The sequence below is a fragment of the Pseudomonas sp. ICMP 3272 genome (assembly GCF_001466905.1).
GTDB classification, from domain to species: Bacteria; Pseudomonadota; Gammaproteobacteria; order Pseudomonadales; family Pseudomonadaceae; genus Aquipseudomonas; species Aquipseudomonas amygdali.
The window spans coordinates 92,396-105,856 of record NZ_LKEK01000002.1 but is presented as its reverse complement, the minus strand read 5'-3'; the positions used below and the strand labels follow the sequence as shown (position 1 = coordinate 105,856).

The 13,461-nt window shown below is 60.9% G+C and carries 17 protein-coding genes; 16 read left to right on the top strand and 1 reads right to left on the bottom strand.

The features are described 5' to 3' along the window. Positions 1-108 precede the first annotated feature (108 nt). From AO068_RS02010 to AO068_RS01985, 6 genes are read left to right on the top strand one after another with little or no spacing between them, the layout of a single operon-like run. Positions 109-1,047, top strand: a complete 939-nt coding sequence (locus AO068_RS02010; protein WP_058407507.1) for a SctD/MshK family protein — start codon at positions 109-111, stop codon at positions 1,045-1,047. Continuing rightward, positions 1,044-1,403: a hypothetical protein gene (locus AO068_RS02005; RefSeq protein WP_004660832.1), complete on the top strand. Its 360-nt coding sequence runs from the start codon at positions 1,044-1,046 to the stop codon at positions 1,401-1,403. Before AO068_RS02010 ends, AO068_RS02005 begins: the two co-directional genes overlap by 4 nt. Beyond that, positions 1,400-1,738 carry a tetratricopeptide repeat protein gene (locus AO068_RS02000; RefSeq protein ID WP_002553567.1) on the top strand — a complete coding sequence of 113 codons (339 nt, stop codon included), beginning with the start codon at positions 1,400-1,402 and terminating at the stop codon, positions 1,736-1,738. Before AO068_RS02005 ends, AO068_RS02000 begins: the two co-directional genes overlap by 4 nt. Continuing rightward, positions 1,735-3,918, top strand: coding sequence for a type III secretion system export apparatus subunit SctV (gene sctV / locus AO068_RS01995; RefSeq protein ID WP_058407506.1), 2,184 nt, complete (start codon positions 1,735-1,737; stop codon positions 3,916-3,918). The genes AO068_RS02000 and sctV overlap by 4 nt, the downstream gene beginning before the upstream one ends. After that, positions 3,915-5,228 carry a type II and III secretion system protein family protein gene (locus tag AO068_RS01990; RefSeq protein ID WP_058407505.1) on the top strand — a complete coding sequence of 438 codons (1,314 nt, stop codon included), beginning with the start codon at positions 3,915-3,917 and terminating at the stop codon, positions 5,226-5,228. Before sctV ends, AO068_RS01990 begins: the two co-directional genes overlap by 4 nt. Positions 5,229-5,240: 12 nt before the next feature. After that, positions 5,241-5,657, top strand: coding sequence for a hypothetical protein (locus AO068_RS01985; RefSeq protein ID WP_054072669.1), 417 nt, complete (start codon positions 5,241-5,243; stop codon positions 5,655-5,657). A gap of 2 nt (positions 5,658-5,659) precedes the next feature. Here the strand turns inward: AO068_RS01985 and AO068_RS01980 are convergent, their stop codons facing one another. Next, the gene (locus AO068_RS01980) at positions 5,660-6,442 is read right to left on the bottom strand and encodes a tetratricopeptide repeat protein (protein WP_058401412.1); all 783 of its coding nucleotides are present in this window, start codon (positions 6,440-6,442) and stop codon (positions 5,660-5,662) included. Positions 6,443-6,593: 151 nt separating this feature from the next. Between AO068_RS01980 and AO068_RS01975 the strand changes: the two genes are divergently transcribed. From AO068_RS01975 to sctR, 10 genes are all read left to right on the top strand, one after another. Beyond that, positions 6,594-7,205 (top strand): hypothetical protein, encoded by a 612-nt coding sequence (locus AO068_RS01975; RefSeq protein ID WP_058407504.1) that lies wholly within the window; start codon positions 6,594-6,596, stop codon positions 7,203-7,205. A gap of 21 nt (positions 7,206-7,226) precedes the next feature. Then, entirely contained in the window at positions 7,227-7,445 is a 219-nt protein-coding gene (locus AO068_RS01970; RefSeq protein WP_002553572.1) for a hypothetical protein, read from the top strand. Positions 7,446-7,454: 9 nt separating this feature from the next. Beyond that, positions 7,455-7,886 carry a hypothetical protein gene (locus AO068_RS01965; RefSeq protein WP_058407503.1) on the top strand — a complete coding sequence of 144 codons (432 nt, stop codon included), beginning with the start codon at positions 7,455-7,457 and terminating at the stop codon, positions 7,884-7,886. A gap of 3 nt (positions 7,887-7,889) precedes the next feature. After that, the gene (sctJ, locus tag AO068_RS01960) at positions 7,890-8,669 is read left to right on the top strand and encodes a type III secretion system inner membrane ring lipoprotein SctJ (protein WP_057412399.1); all 780 of its coding nucleotides are present in this window, start codon (positions 7,890-7,892) and stop codon (positions 8,667-8,669) included. Next, positions 8,666-9,286, top strand: coding sequence for a hypothetical protein (locus tag AO068_RS01955; protein WP_058407502.1), 621 nt, complete (start codon positions 8,666-8,668; stop codon positions 9,284-9,286). Before sctJ ends, AO068_RS01955 begins: the two co-directional genes overlap by 4 nt. Beyond that, complete coding sequence (locus tag AO068_RS01950; protein ID WP_058407501.1) at positions 9,279-9,872, top strand: FliH/SctL family protein; 594 nt, start codon at positions 9,279-9,281, stop codon at positions 9,870-9,872. The genes AO068_RS01955 and AO068_RS01950 overlap by 8 nt, the downstream gene beginning before the upstream one ends. Continuing rightward, positions 9,869-11,197, top strand: a complete 1,329-nt coding sequence (locus AO068_RS01945) for a FliI/YscN family ATPase (RefSeq protein ID WP_058407500.1) — start codon at positions 9,869-9,871, stop codon at positions 11,195-11,197. The genes AO068_RS01950 and AO068_RS01945 overlap by 4 nt, the downstream gene beginning before the upstream one ends. A gap of 73 nt (positions 11,198-11,270) precedes the next feature. Then, positions 11,271-11,756 (top strand): hypothetical protein, encoded by a 486-nt coding sequence (locus AO068_RS01940; protein ID WP_058407499.1) that lies wholly within the window; start codon positions 11,271-11,273, stop codon positions 11,754-11,756. Further along, the gene (sctQ, locus tag AO068_RS01935; protein WP_058407498.1) at positions 11,753-12,808 is read left to right on the top strand and encodes a type III secretion system cytoplasmic ring protein SctQ; all 1,056 of its coding nucleotides are present in this window, start codon (positions 11,753-11,755) and stop codon (positions 12,806-12,808) included. The genes AO068_RS01940 and sctQ overlap by 4 nt, the downstream gene beginning before the upstream one ends. After that, entirely contained in the window at positions 12,805-13,461 is a 657-nt protein-coding gene (gene sctR, locus AO068_RS01930; protein WP_004658168.1) for a type III secretion system export apparatus subunit SctR, read from the top strand. The genes sctQ and sctR overlap by 4 nt, the downstream gene beginning before the upstream one ends.

The window sequence follows — 13,461 nt, the reverse complement described above, 5'->3', positions numbered from 1 at the left end:
CAGCGCTACAGCTGCCTGCATTCACTGCGCATCGAAATTCTTCCGATCGACAGTTTTGCCCGGCTTTGACATGCCGTTTCCGGTAGATCACACGGTGGTGACTCGATCATGACAGCCTTGATCTCATTGAGCGGAACGCCCGACGCTTCTGTGCAAGAAAGCGGCGTAGCCCGGCTCGAAATTCTTCATGGTTTGCATCAGGGCGTTTCGCTGCTCCTGGACAATCCTGTCTATGTGATTGGCAGTGCCGCTCCGGCCGACCTTGTGCTGGGCGATGCTGATGTGGCCGAGCAACATGTTCGTCTGCGATTCTCCGTTGAACACGTCGCAATAGAAGCCTTGGGCGGCGATGTGACGGTTTTCGATAGCCTTGGCCAACGTCGGGTTGTCAACGTCGGCCACGGTCAACGAATCTCCTTGCCTGTCGAGTTGCTGGTCGGACAGAGCAGGCTGTGCTTGCGCAGCACACGAAGTGCCCGACCCGTCCCGGCTGTGTCCCGCCGCCTGGTGCTGCTTAAATGGCCAGCACTGGCTGCACTTTTGTTGCTGGTGACATGTGCCACTGCATTTGCCTTTCGTGCACCTGCCGAGTCGGTCCGGCACTCCATTGCAGATTCCGCCCCTGGTTCGTCAGTGCCCGGCAGGAACGCCCCTACACTTAGCCAGGCTAGAAGCTGGCTCGAGGGCGCGTTGCAGGACGCCAGGCTCACGCAATTGCGGGTTGAGGAACAGGGCGGGCAGCTCAGTGTTGAGGGCGCTTTTCCTGCGGCCCAAAAAAGCAGCTGGCTGCAGATTCAACAGGCCTTTGACACTCGGTTTGGCCAGCACATTGTCTTGACGCCCAACGTGCAGGCAAACGCGGCGCTTGCGGCACCTCGCGTGCGTTTTCAGGCGGTGTGGTTCGGTCGCAATCCCTACGTGATCGATGAGCATGGCAAGCGTGTTTATCCCGGCGCACTGTTACCTGACAACTGGAGGCTGGAGAGCATTGAGGGCAATCAGGTCCGTCTTGTGCGCGGTGATGAAAGGTTTGCCTTCACTTTATGAAAGTCGATCTGCGGCCCGTAGCGCCGCCTTCAGCCGATTCTTTGCCCGCAGTCGAGCGCGTTGCTCCGGCGCAGCCGCGTCAGGGAACCCGTTTCGAAGCGCTGCTTGATCAGCGCGAGCGCAAGGTTCGTCGTTCGTTGCGTGGCGAGCTGGAGCAGACCGGGCAGGCTTCTGGTGTCAATGCGCAGCTTTTTGGTACGGCGCGTTCGCTACAAGTACTGCGCTATGTGCTGGACGAAGTGTTACCGGCACTGGACGCCGAACCGGAGATCCGCGAACTCGCCGAAGACGTGATTCGTGAAGAGATCGACATGCGGCTGCTATTGGAACAGCAGCGCGCCGAGGTGCAGTCATGAGCATCAGTCAGGATCGCGAATGCATAGAGTTGCTCCACGGTATGGGTGATCTGTACCGGCGCAGTGGCCAGCCACAACGTGCACTGGTGATGTTGCTGATTGCGATACAGCTGGCACCGACGAACAGTGCGCTGCTGCACAGCCTGGTGCTGGCGTTCACCGACAGCGGAGACACCGACCGGGCCATTGCGGCACTGGACAGGCTGGTCGAGCAGCAAGGCGAGAGCGCCGCGCTGCTTCTGTTGCGTAGCCGCGCGTTGTGGAAGGCCGGCCGCAAGGACGACGCGCGGCAATGCTTCAGACGCTACCTGGAAGCACGGAGGGCTGCGCAATGACCCTCATGAATGCCCTGAATCGCCTGGCGGTAACTGCGTCTAAACGCACAGATGTGATCATCGTTGCTTTCATGCTGATGGCTATCGCGATGATGATCATCCCGATGCCGACCTATCTGGTGGACGCGCTGATCGGAGTCAACATCGCCCTGAGCCTGCTGATTCTCATCGTCGCGTTCTACATCAACCACTCGGTGGAGTTTTCCGCGCTGCCGCCGCTGATCCTGCTCAGCACGCTGTTTCGTTTGTCGCTCTCGATCACCACCACTCGCCTGATTCTGCTGGACGGCAATGCCGGTCATATCGTCAAGGCGTTCGGTGATTTCGTGATTGCCGGTCAGGTCGTTGTGGGGCTGGTCGTATTTCTGATCATTACGGTTGCCCAGTTCGTGGTCATTACAAAGGGCGCTGAGCGGGTCGCCGAAGTCGCTGCGCGTTTCACCCTGGATGCGATGCCCGGCAAGCAGATGAGCATTGATAACGACTTGCGCAACGGTGACATCGACCAGTTCGAGGCCAGACGTCGTCGTTCACGCCTGGAGCGTGAAAGCCAGATGTTCGGAGCCATGGACGGCGCCATGAAGTTCGTCAAGGGTGATGCCATTGCCGGGTTGGTGATTCTGTTCGTCAACCTGCTGGGCGGCATGATGATCGGCATGGTCCAGCGCGGTATGCCGTTCGCCGAAGCCGCGCATGTCTATTCGTTACTGACCGTCGGTGACGGCCTCATCGCGCAGATCCCGGCACTGTTGATTTCTGTAGCCGCAGGGACCGTGGTGACCCGCGTCAACAGCGACGGCGAAGAGCGTGACCTGGGCACCGAGATTGTCAGGCAACTGAGCGCCAGCCATCGTGCGCTGGGTCTGACTGCGCTGATCCTGCTGGGCGTAGGCATGCTGCCGGGGTTTCCATTGCTGGTGTTTGTCGGTCTGGCCGCCGTGCTGGGCGGCAGTGCGTTTGTGCTCTGGCGCCGGGATCGTCGTACCGCCCGGTCACTGGTCAAGGACGAGCTGCCAGAGTATGAAACGATGGCCGAGCCCGGTGCTTCCTCTGGCGCTTCCGGGGCTTCGAACGATGCTGCGGAAGATGCCTTGGAAAGCGCCGAGCGGCCACGCGATAGCCAGGTGCTGTTGAGTATCGGAACCGGACTGGCCGAGGCCGCCCCGTTGCAGCCCCTGCGTCAGCGTATCGAAGCGTTGTGTCACGACATTCGCATCGATCTGGGTGTCGAGGTGCCGCTACCCGAGGTTTATCTGGACCGCAGCCTGCCAGTCGATCGTTTCCAGGTCGAGCTTGAAGGTGTACCCGTCAGTGAGGGCGAATTCAGCGGCAAGGCGCTTTTGCTGCAGGACGATCCGGTGCATGCACAACTGGTTTCTGTCGAAACCTTTGAAGCGCCTTCGCCGATCGGTTCCCGTCCCGGCCGCTGGGCAGGGCGTGAGCATGCGGAACGTTTGCAGGATGCCGGTATTGGTTTTCTGTTCGCCGATGAAGTGTTGCGCGAAGTACTGGACCGTATGTTGCGCCGTTATGCCGCCGACTTTCTGGGTATTCAGGAAACCCGCCTGATGCTGGAACAGCTTGAGGGTAAGTACGGTGAGCTGATCAAGGAAGTGCTGCGCATTCTACCGCTGCAGCGTATCGCAGAGGCCTTGCGTTTGCTGGTCTCTGAAGGGGTATCGATACGCAATCGTCGCGGCCTGCTGGAGTCGATGGTGGAGTGGGGCAGTATTGAATCTGACGCGGGCAGACTGACCGAGCATCTGCGCGCAGGACTTGCGCGGCAGATCAGTCATCAGTATGCCGATCGCAACCGGGTGATCAGCGCCTTTGTACTGGCACCTGCGCTCGAAGAACAACTGCGCGCCACGCTGGCTCGCCAGGAAAAGAGTCGCGATTCGCTGCCCGATGACATCGGCCGGACCGTACTGGTACAGCTGCGTCGCCTGTGCGACATGCTGCCGGAACATGATTCGACGGTGTTGCTTGTGCATTCGGAGCTGCGTCGGTGCATGCGCCGTCTCATCGTGCGCGGCGAGCTGCAACTGGCGGTTCTGTCTTTTCGCGAGCTAGCCAGTGAATACAACCTTCAAGCGGTCGGCACTGTCAGCCTGACCGATGTCCTTGCACGCCCGGCATCCAGGGCCGGTGCTGCCACTCCTCTGGCGACTGCCTCATGACCTCAGTAAGCGTAATCCGGATGTTTCTCGTGGGTGTGGGCGCGTTGCTCATGGCCACAGGTTCGTTTGCCGAAAACATTGCCAAAGGAGCCAAAGGCACAGTCGATCTGGCCATCGGTGAAGGCCGCGTTCTGCATTTTTCAGCCCCCGTGGACTCGGTGATGGTGGCCGAGCCGGGTATTGCCGACTTGCAGGTTGTGTCACCCGGTGTCATCTACGTGTTCGGCAAGGCCGCAGGGCAGACCAGTCTGATTGCCCTGGACAGCGAGGGCCGGGAGACCGCTGCGTTGAGTCTGGCGGTAAGCAGCGGCACTGCTGCTGTGACACGCCCGCTCAAGGCGTTGCACCCGCAGAGTCAGGCGCGGATCAATGCCTCCGGCAGCCGGGTGATTGCCAGTGGCTCCGTGCAGGATGTCGGTGAAGCAACCGATCTTAATGCCTTGCTGAGCACCGAGGGGCAGAACTTTCAGTCGACGGTAAACAGTGCCACTTACGCAGGGTCGGCCCAGGTGAATATCCGCGTGCGTTTCGCCGAAGTCTCTCGCTCCGAGCTGTTGCGGTATGGCGTGAACTGGAATGCCTTGTTCAATAACGGCACTTTTTCATTCGGTCTGCTGACGGGGGGCGCTTTGGCCGCCGATGCAGCGGGCGGCGCGTCGAACGTGATCAGCGCCGGGCTTGCGTCGGGCAATGTCAACATCGACGCGATGCTGGAGGCGCTGCAAAGCAACGGTGTGCTCGAAGTTCTTGCCGAGCCGAACATTACCGCCATGACCGGGCAGACTGCGAGCTTTCTGGCTGGCGGTGAAGTGGCGGTGCCGGTGCCGGTCAACCGCGAAGTGGTCGGTATCGAATACAAGCCTTACGGCGTGTCGTTGCTGTTCAGCCCGACGTTGCTGCCCAACGGGCGCATTGCGTTGCAGGTGCGTCCCGAGGTCAGCAGCCTGATGAGTACCACCACACTGGACGTTAACGGCTATCAGGTGCCGTCGTTCAGGGTGCGACGTGCCGACACTCGTGTGGAAGTCGGCAGTGGTCAGACGTTTGCCATCGCCGGGCTGTTCCAGCGTGAAAGCAGCCAGGACATGGACAAGGTGCCGATGCTGGGCGACATGCCGATTCTGGGCAATCTGTTCCGCTCCAAGCGCTTTCAGCGCAACGAAACCGAACTGGTGATTCTGATCACTCCATATCTGGTCGAGCCGGTCAAGGATCGCGTGGTGGCGACGCCGCTGGACAAACAGCGCGCCGCCAGTACCGCGTCGGCAGGTCCGCGCAGTGGTGGCGCATTCGGCTTTTACATGAACTGAAAGGGAATGGCCATGAACCTTATCTGCGCTATGTCACGCCCGCCGGTTCTGATGCTTTTATGTCTGCTGGCAGGCTGCAAGACCCACCTCGACCCAGTGAGCTATTCACCGGATTATGCGGCGATCACCCGTGCCGATGGCCGTGTGGAGCTGGTGCCCCAGGCCTGTGTGCAACCAGCTGCACAGGACGAGATCGGAGTAGGTGAGGATTTTCAGCCGTTGTTGCCGCCGGGCTGTGCCAGCAACCTGATTCTGCTGCAAATGGTCGAGCAGCGCGCAGATGTCATGCACGGCCGTAACACCGGGCCTGTCATGGCTGCACCGGTCGGGCGCGCCGCGCAGGTTTACATCGACGGGTATGACCGCGAAGAGCTGCGTCGGCGTCAGGCGGAGCAACAGGCCAGCACCGACACACAGGAGGCCCGATGACCTCAGTTAGCGTCAATCAGCCCCAGTTCACGAGCCTGCTCGGTGCGGTCCGGTATGGCCTTGACGCGCCGGGCTTCGGCGATCAGCTTGCCGCGTTCGGCCTTGGGGATGTCGTCGAAGGTCATGTTTTTGAGATCTTTCTCTTTTCCGGCCAGGACCATGACCAGCAGCTGGTTGCGTTGATGCCGGGGTTGCGCAAGGGGCGACTGGCTGACGCTGTGGATGGTCTCCAGGGCCTTTTGGTCGTCATCGCCCAGAGCGTATGCCAGAGCCAGATTACATCGGGTGTCGAGGTCGTTCGGGGCCAGGCGCAGGCTGGTGCCGAAGGCGCTTTGAGCGGCGTCGGCCTGACCACTCAGAATGTGTGCGATGCCCAGACGGTTCCAGGCCTGTGGCTGCTGCAATGCATTGGCGGCCTGGGTCAGCGCAGCGATTGCGCGTTCCAGCTTGCCCTGACGCAACTGCGCAGTACCCAGGCCCAGCAGCGCATCCGGGTCGTCGGCTTTCAGCTCAAGCGCCCGCTGATAAGCGCGCTCTGCGCCACGCGTGTCGTTGCTGACGAGCAGGGCTGCACCGAGTTTGCGCCACGCCTCGACACCCGCTTCGGGCTGCTGCGTGGCGCGCTGGTAGAACGACGCTGCCGTCGTCGAGTCGCCGCGTTTCTCCAGGTCGGCGGCCAGTTGCATGAAGCGCTCGTAGCTGGCGTCGGATTTGGGCTGAGTCGAACACGCCGCCAGACTCAGGCAGCCGAGCAACAACAACGTGGGGACGGAACGAGGTGGCATGGGCAGGGCTCTTGTGAAAGGGGGCGGGGCGAGGCGTTTCAGCCATCGACAGCCTTTGAGGACGAGCGCCATTTTATAGCCCCTGCGCTGAATAGCGACCGTTTTCTGAAGCCTGTCTGCCAGCGGCCGTCGCATTGTCACGGAGGGCGTCATGAAGCACTTCAGGGCTGACCCGCCAGTTTCAAAATTGCTGATGCTGATCCTGCTGTGCCTGTTATCCGGCGTGCTTAAGGCCGCCTCGGAACGTCAGCCAGACTGGTTCTCAGAGCCTTACGCCTACGTGCTGGTCGACCAGGATATTCGCGGTGCGCTGACTGAGTTCGGTCAGCACCTTGGCCTGATCGTGGTGTTTTCCGAGAAGGTCCGGGGCAACGCACGAGGCACGGTACGTGGCGAGAATGCCGGTGAGTTTCTCACCCGCTTGTGCGATGCGAATCAACTGAGCTGGTACTTCGACGGCAACGTACTGCACATCGCCGGTGCCGATGAGGTCGCCACCCGTGTGTTCGACCTGCAAGGGCCACGGCTTGAAGAGTTGCAGCGTTATATGGCGCGGCTGGAAGTGTCCGGCCAGCCGATGTCCAGCCGCGTCAGCCCCGATAGCGACAGCCTTTTTGTTTCAGGGCCGCCAGCCTGGCTGGCGCAGATTCAGCACCATGTGGATCGTCAACCTGCCGCCGAAATCGCGCCTGTAGTGCGTGAACGCGGCGTGCGGGTGTTTCGTGGCGGTGTCGTCACTCAAGTCGCTACCGACCGTCAGTAAACCGAAGAAGGAGCACTACCCATGTCCATCAACGCCGTAGACAGCAATGTAGACATCAATGTTTCCAGTCAGGAGTCGCGCTTCAACGCCGCCGTCGAAAACGCCGAGCAGGCTGCCAGCGACAGTGAGTTCAACGATGCCCTGATTACCCAGGCGGTCACCATTGGCGGGCAGTTCATTATCATGCCGCGCGCTCAGGAAATGCTCAACGAAGCTCAGTCTGACGATGACTCTGAATAGGTTCCGACCATGACCGTCAATCCAGCTGCATCACCGGCGGCGGCTGCCTTGCCTTCGCCGGGAGGAGGCGGGGTTCCGCAGGCTTCCCAGAACCTCTTCGAACACATGGCCGAGACTTCCAAAGGCATGCCGCAGGGCGCCAGCCCGCATCAGATCGGTAGCAACCTGATGGAGCGACTGGATGGTTTTATTGACCGCTCGCGGCAGTTCTCAGAGCGGGCCGATGCGCTGACCCAGGGTAATGCGCTGCAGTCCGCCAATCATGCTCCGAGCCCAGCCAGCAGCGCTGCTCAGGCGCCGGGCAAGGTAGGTGAGCCGCAGGTCGATCGCATCGTCCAGTCGCTTGGACGGATGTTCGATTACTCCATCGAAACCCAGATGGTGGTACGCGGGGCAACCCAGATATCCGGCTCTGCCAACACCCTTCTAAAAGGTCAATGAACCATGTCCAAACGCCGCCGTGTCTTGCGCCTGTTGATAGTGGCGACGCTTGCCAGCCTGTTGCAGGCCTGCGATATCGATCTTTACACCAACCTCGGCGAGCGTGAGGCCAACGCCATGCTGGCGGTGCTGTTGCGTGATGGCATCCCGGCGTCACGCAAGGTTCAGGACAACGGTCAGCTCAAGGTGATGGTCGACGAAAAGCGCTTTGCCCAGGCGATGGCGGCGTTGGACGACGCAGGCCTGCCAGGGCAGAGCTTTTCCAATATGGGAGAGATTTTCAAAGGCAATGGCCTGGTGTCCTCGCCGGTGCAGGAGCGCGCGCAGATGGTGTATGCGCTGAGTGAGGAGCTGTCCCATACCGTTTCGCAGATCGATGGCATTCTGTCCGCGCGGGTGCATGTGGTGCTGCCTGACAATGATTTACTCAAACGAGTGATTTCGCCGTCCTCGGCATCGGTGCTGGTCCGTTTTGACCCGCGAACCGACATCAATGTGCTGATCCCGCAGATCAAGACGCTGGTTGCCAACGGTATCTCCGGTCTGGGCTACGACGGTGTTTCAGTCACGGCGATCAAGGCGGTCATCCCCGACAAGGCCAGTGCCCAGCCGCAGTTGGGCAGTTTCCTGGGTCTTTGGATGCTTGAAGATGACCTGCCAGCGGCACGCTGGCTGTTTGGCACTCTGCTGCTGGTTGCGCTGGTGCTTGCCGGACTGCTGGGCCGACAGTTCTGGCAGCGACGCCGGGGCGAGGGCTCATACGTGTTGAGTGAAGCGTCATGAACACGGCGCTGACCAGCCAGTGGCACGCACTGGCCGAACGTCCCTTGGTCTTTGTCCGCGAGCGCTGTCTGGCCGAATGCCTTGAACGTGACGTTGATGCGGCCCGACTTGCAGCGTTACGCGATTCACCGCGCTTTACCGCACGCCTTGAACAATTGCTGACCGGACATTTCAAGCTACAGCCGCTGGCGCAGCTGGACCTGCCTGCGGAACAGGATCTGGCTGTACTGCTGCTGAGCGAAAGCGATTTTTCGCGTTTGACACGCCTGTGCGGTGCGGTCTGGCACGCGGCAACGCTGAGTCAGGAAATTCGTGGCGAAGTGGTCAGCGAGTACCGTCGTCTGCTGGGTAACGACACATTCTCGCTGGCCCTCACTCATCGGCATCTGGCCGGTGCGGCCAATCTATTGCGTGCACCTGCCGAGTTGCTCCAGGCCATCGATCGCGATGGCGCTGCCTGTGTGGCCGCCTGGCTGCAGTCCTGTCCTGCACAACTGCAGGCCTGGTTGCGGCTGCGGCTGGCTGAACCTGTGCACGCTGCACAAGATGATGCAAAACAGGTGACGGTGGTGCAAACCGTTGCTCGACACCTGACGGAGATCAGCAGCCATGAGTGATCTGCCAACACGACCAGGCTCCCGGGTGTTGCGTGCTGCGGACGCCGCTCGCTGGATCGACGGATTTGCCTTCATCGAAGCCGCACATGAAGAGGCACGTTGCGTGCGGGAAAACAGCGCGCAATGGCTCGAACAGGCTCGCGCCGAAGGCTTCGAGCATGCCAGACAGGAGGGCGCCGAACGGGCCGCTGCATTGCTGGCACAGACCAGCGTCGATGTCGACCGCTACCTTGCCGGGCTGGAAACCTCGCTGGCTGAACTGGCACTGGGTATCGCCCGACAGGTACTGGGAGAGATTGACGAGCGCGAGCGGCTGTTGCGCTGTACTGCGCAGGCGTTGGCAGCGTTTCGTCAGGATCAGGCGTTGACTCTGCATGTGCCCGGCGCTGAAGTCGAAGGTCTGCGCCAGCACCTGGCCCACGCGCCGCTGCCCCTGCATTCGCTGAGTATCGAAGGCGATGATCAGCTTGATGCAGGGCAGGCGCGGCTGGGTGGCCCGGCGGGGTCCGTGGAGCTCGGGCTGGAGGCCCAGCTGGATAATCTGCGCCGTGCGCTGTTGCCGCTGGCAGAAGGTGATTCGCGATGACTGAGGCCCTGACGACGCTGCTGCCCAACCTCGGTTTGCGCTTGCAATTCGCCCAGCCCAGGCCCATGCGTGGGACGCTGCGCAGTATTCGTGGCGTGTTGCTGCGCGCCAGCGTCGCCGGCGTAGGCATTGGAGAGTTATGTGTGCTGCGCGATCCGGGTAACGGCCGAGAGCTGTCGGCGGAAGTTATCGGCTTCGATGAAGATGACGCGATCCTGTCGCCTATCGGCTCGATGGAGGGCCTTTCGACGCGCACCCAGATCATCGCCACAGGCCAGGCGCTCGGCGTGCAGGTTGGCGATGCCTTGCTGGGTCGTGTGATCAGCCCTATGGGCGAGTTTCTCGACGGACCTGCGCCGACTGCCACGCTCGGGATGCAGCATTATCCATTGCATGCAGAACCTCCGGTGCCCTTCAGCCGCCAGCGAATCGTCAAGCCACTGTCATTGGGCATACGAGCTATCGACAGCCTGCTGACCCTTGGCCAGGGGCAACGCATGGGTATTTTTGGCGAGCCGGGGGTGGGCAAGTCTTCCTTGTTGGCGAGTATCGTTCGCAATAGCGATGCCGACGTGATCGTCATCGGGCTGATTGGCGAGCGTGGCCGTGAAGTACGCGAACTGCTTGAAGGGCAACTCGATGCCACGGCCCGGGCACGTACCGTGGCGGTGGTTGCCACCTCTGACCGGCCTGCCGCCGAGCGGGTCAGGGCGGCTTACGTAGCGACCACTCTGGCTGAGTATCACCGTGATCAGGGGCGCAATGTGCTCTTGTTGATGGACAGCCTGACCCGTTTTGCCCGTGCCCAGCGCGAAATTGGTCTGGCAGTGGGGGAGCCGCCGACCCGGCGCGGTTATCCGCCTTCTTTTTTCTCGGCATTGCCGCGCCTGCTGGAGCGCGCCGGCCCTGGCCCGCAGGGCAGCATCACGGCTCTTTATACCGTGTTGACCGAAGGTGATGCGGCCATGGACCCGGTGGCCGAGGAGACTCGCTCAATCCTTGATGGCCATATCGTGCTGAGCGCCGAACTGGCGCAGCGGGATCACTTTCCGGCAATCGATGTTTTACGCAGTCGCAGCCGCTTGATGGACCACATTGCGACTGCCGAACACAGGCAACTGGCATCACGGCTGCGTGAGTTGATTGCCCGTCGTCAGGAAATCGAACTGTTGATTCAGGTGGGTGAGTACGCGGCTGGCAGTGACCCGATAGCCGACGAGGCAATTGCCCGCCATTCGCTGATTGAGGCATTTCTGCGTCAGCCGCCCTCCGAACATGACAGCCTTGCGCAAACTCTGGCCCGCCTGCGCAAGGTGCTGGCATGAGCCCGTTTTTCGATTCGGCTCCTGCTTCACTCTACGACTCGACGCCGATTGGTCTTTGCTATGGAAAAAAACGATGAAGAAGGCCGACCTGTATAGCCTGCAAGCCTTGCGTCTGTTGCGTGAGCAGCGCGCTGCCGCTCATCTTGGCGCTCAACGGGAGCGCTGCCGTGATAGCCACACCGAGCTGGATCAGGCTCGGGAAAAGTTACGCCTGCACCGGGAACAACTGGCTCAGGAGGCCGAGCAGGCGGTCGACCAGCTCAGCGAGGGCCTGTCGGTCAGCGAGTGGAAGGTCGTTCAGGAGCGCTTGAAGCAACTGCATGACGAACGCAAGGCATTGCAGGCCGATGCCGATAATGCGGTGTTGAACCTTGAGACTGAAGAGCAGGCACGCAAGCGGCTCAGGCAGGCGCACCTTGAACAGCTGAAAAAGTCCCGAGCCTGGCAGAACCTCGTCGAACAGCGCATGCGCAACGATGCGCGGGCCAGTGAGCAGCGCGATGAGGCCGATCAGGCAGACCTGCCCGTCAAAGGATCCCCACCTGGAGACGAGCGATGACGGTGTGCGTACAGCCAATGCCTTTGCCTCCAGGCATTGGTTCAGTCCGAAGCCGGCTTGCCCGGTTCGATGCTGATCTGCTGAGTTTGCATAACCTGTTGCATCGCCAGACAGCACCGTGGCGGATCGTTCTTGGGCAGCGCCCCATGCACGTGAGCTTGGCCAGCGCAGGTGGCGAGTGTCGCCGACCGGGGAGGGTGGCCATCAGGTTCGGACAGGTCTACCTCGAACTTGTCGTTCCGTCGCGTCTTTTCGAGCTGTCAGGGCTGGGCTGGCTGCCAGGTGCGTCAGTCGATACCCAGACCGACACCTTGTTACTGGAGCAGGCCTGGCTGAGCTGGATCGAGCCTCTGGAAACATTATCGGGCGAGCCTGTTCAGGTGCTCCCGTGGCCTGCACATCCGCTCGAAAATCCACTCAGACTCGCGTTGGAAGTGCGTCCTGATGAGGGGCAGGCACAGACGCTGGAAATACATTTGAATGCTGACAGCGCCCGGCACGTCATCGCGCTGCTCGACCGTAACGCCGTTACAAGACCGCAGCCGCTTGATGCATTGGTGCTCATGTTGAGTGTCGAGGCCGGGCAGGCGCCATTAACCACCACCGAGCTGCACAGTCTGGTGCCGGGCGATGTGGTCATGCTCGACACCCTGGCCGACACGCAGGTGCTGCTGCGGCTGGGCAAGCGCTACCAGACGGTTGCCAGGCACCAGGGTGAAACCCTCGAATGGCTGGGTCCTCTGCGGACTGTCAGTCCCCATTACGTCTCCCACACTTTCAACAGGAACGATTCGATGAGTGAAATGACCGACGGTTCCGATCTGGATACTTCCCTGGATGAACTGCCGCTTACGCTGGTCTGCCAACTGGGCAGCGTTGAACTGACGCTGGCGCAACTGCGCGAGATGGCGCCGGGCAGCCTGTTGCCGCTGGCCGGTTCGAGGCACGATGAGGTGGACCTGATGGTCAATGGCCGCCGTATAGGCCGTGGCGAGTTGGTGAGTATCGGCGACGGTCTGGGTGTGCGACTGCTGGGTTTCACTGCCTCATGAACGGTTACCAGCCGAACCTGATCGAAATCATTCTGGTCGTCGCTACTATCGGTTTGATTCCTCTGGCCGTCGTGACGCTGACGGGATTCATGAAGATATCCGTGGTGCTGTTTCTGATCCGCAATGCGCTGGGCGTGCAGCAGACGCCGCCCAATCTGGTGCTTTACGGCATTGCGCTGATTCTGTCGGTGTACGTGACCACGCCGCTGATCGGCGACATGTACCGGGAGGTGCAAGGCCGTGATCTGAGCCTGCAGAATGTCCAGCAACTGGAGGAACTCGGCAGCGCCTTGCGCCCGCCATTACAGGCGCACCTTTCGAAGTTTGCCAATGAAAGCGAACGCGGTTTTTTCGTCCAGGCCACCGAAACCATATGGTCGCCCGAGGCGCGAGCCGATCTGCGCGATGACGATCTTGTCGTGCTGATTCCGGCGTTCGTCAGTTCTGAACTGACCCGTGCCTTCGAGATCGGTTTTCTGCTCTATATCCCGTTTCTGGTCGTCGACCTGTTGGTCTCCAATGTGCTCATGGCGATGGGCATGTCGATGGTCTCGCCCACCTTGATTTCAATCCCGTTGAAGATTTTTCTGTTTGTGGCGCTCAGTGGCTGGTCAAGACTGATGCACGGTCTGATCCTGAGCTACGGAGGCTGA

Coding starts and splice junctions, on each gene's coding strand:
- AO068_RS01975 (WP_058407504.1), top strand. CDS start 6,594: ATGAAGCACTTCAGGGCTGACCCGCCAGTTTCAAAATTGCTGATGCTG.
- AO068_RS01990 (WP_058407505.1), top strand. CDS start 3,915: ATGACCTCAGTAAGCGTAATCCGGATGTTTCTCGTGGGTGTGGGCGCG.
- AO068_RS01950 (WP_058407501.1), top strand. CDS start 9,279: ATGAGTGATCTGCCAACACGACCAGGCTCCCGGGTGTTGCGTGCTGCG.
- sctV (WP_058407506.1), top strand. CDS start 1,735: ATGACCCTCATGAATGCCCTGAATCGCCTGGCGGTAACTGCGTCTAAA.
- AO068_RS01965 (WP_058407503.1), top strand. CDS start 7,455: ATGACCGTCAATCCAGCTGCATCACCGGCGGCGGCTGCCTTGCCTTCG.
- AO068_RS01980 (WP_058401412.1), bottom strand. CDS start 6,442: ATGCCACCTCGTTCCGTCCCCACGTTGTTGTTGCTCGGCTGCCTGAGT.
- AO068_RS01940 (WP_058407499.1), top strand. CDS start 11,271: ATGAAGAAGGCCGACCTGTATAGCCTGCAAGCCTTGCGTCTGTTGCGT.
- sctJ (WP_057412399.1), top strand. CDS start 7,890: ATGTCCAAACGCCGCCGTGTCTTGCGCCTGTTGATAGTGGCGACGCTT.
- AO068_RS02000 (WP_002553567.1), top strand. CDS start 1,400: ATGAGCATCAGTCAGGATCGCGAATGCATAGAGTTGCTCCACGGTATG.
- AO068_RS01985 (WP_054072669.1), top strand. CDS start 5,241: ATGAACCTTATCTGCGCTATGTCACGCCCGCCGGTTCTGATGCTTTTA.
- AO068_RS02010 (WP_058407507.1), top strand. CDS start 109: ATGACAGCCTTGATCTCATTGAGCGGAACGCCCGACGCTTCTGTGCAA.
- AO068_RS01970 (WP_002553572.1), top strand. CDS start 7,227: ATGTCCATCAACGCCGTAGACAGCAATGTAGACATCAATGTTTCCAGT.
- sctQ (WP_058407498.1), top strand. CDS start 11,753: ATGACGGTGTGCGTACAGCCAATGCCTTTGCCTCCAGGCATTGGTTCA.
- AO068_RS01955 (WP_058407502.1), top strand. CDS start 8,666: ATGAACACGGCGCTGACCAGCCAGTGGCACGCACTGGCCGAACGTCCC.
- AO068_RS02005 (WP_004660832.1), top strand. CDS start 1,044: ATGAAAGTCGATCTGCGGCCCGTAGCGCCGCCTTCAGCCGATTCTTTG.
- AO068_RS01945 (WP_058407500.1), top strand. CDS start 9,869: ATGACTGAGGCCCTGACGACGCTGCTGCCCAACCTCGGTTTGCGCTTG.
- sctR (WP_004658168.1), top strand. CDS start 12,805: ATGAACGGTTACCAGCCGAACCTGATCGAAATCATTCTGGTCGTCGCT.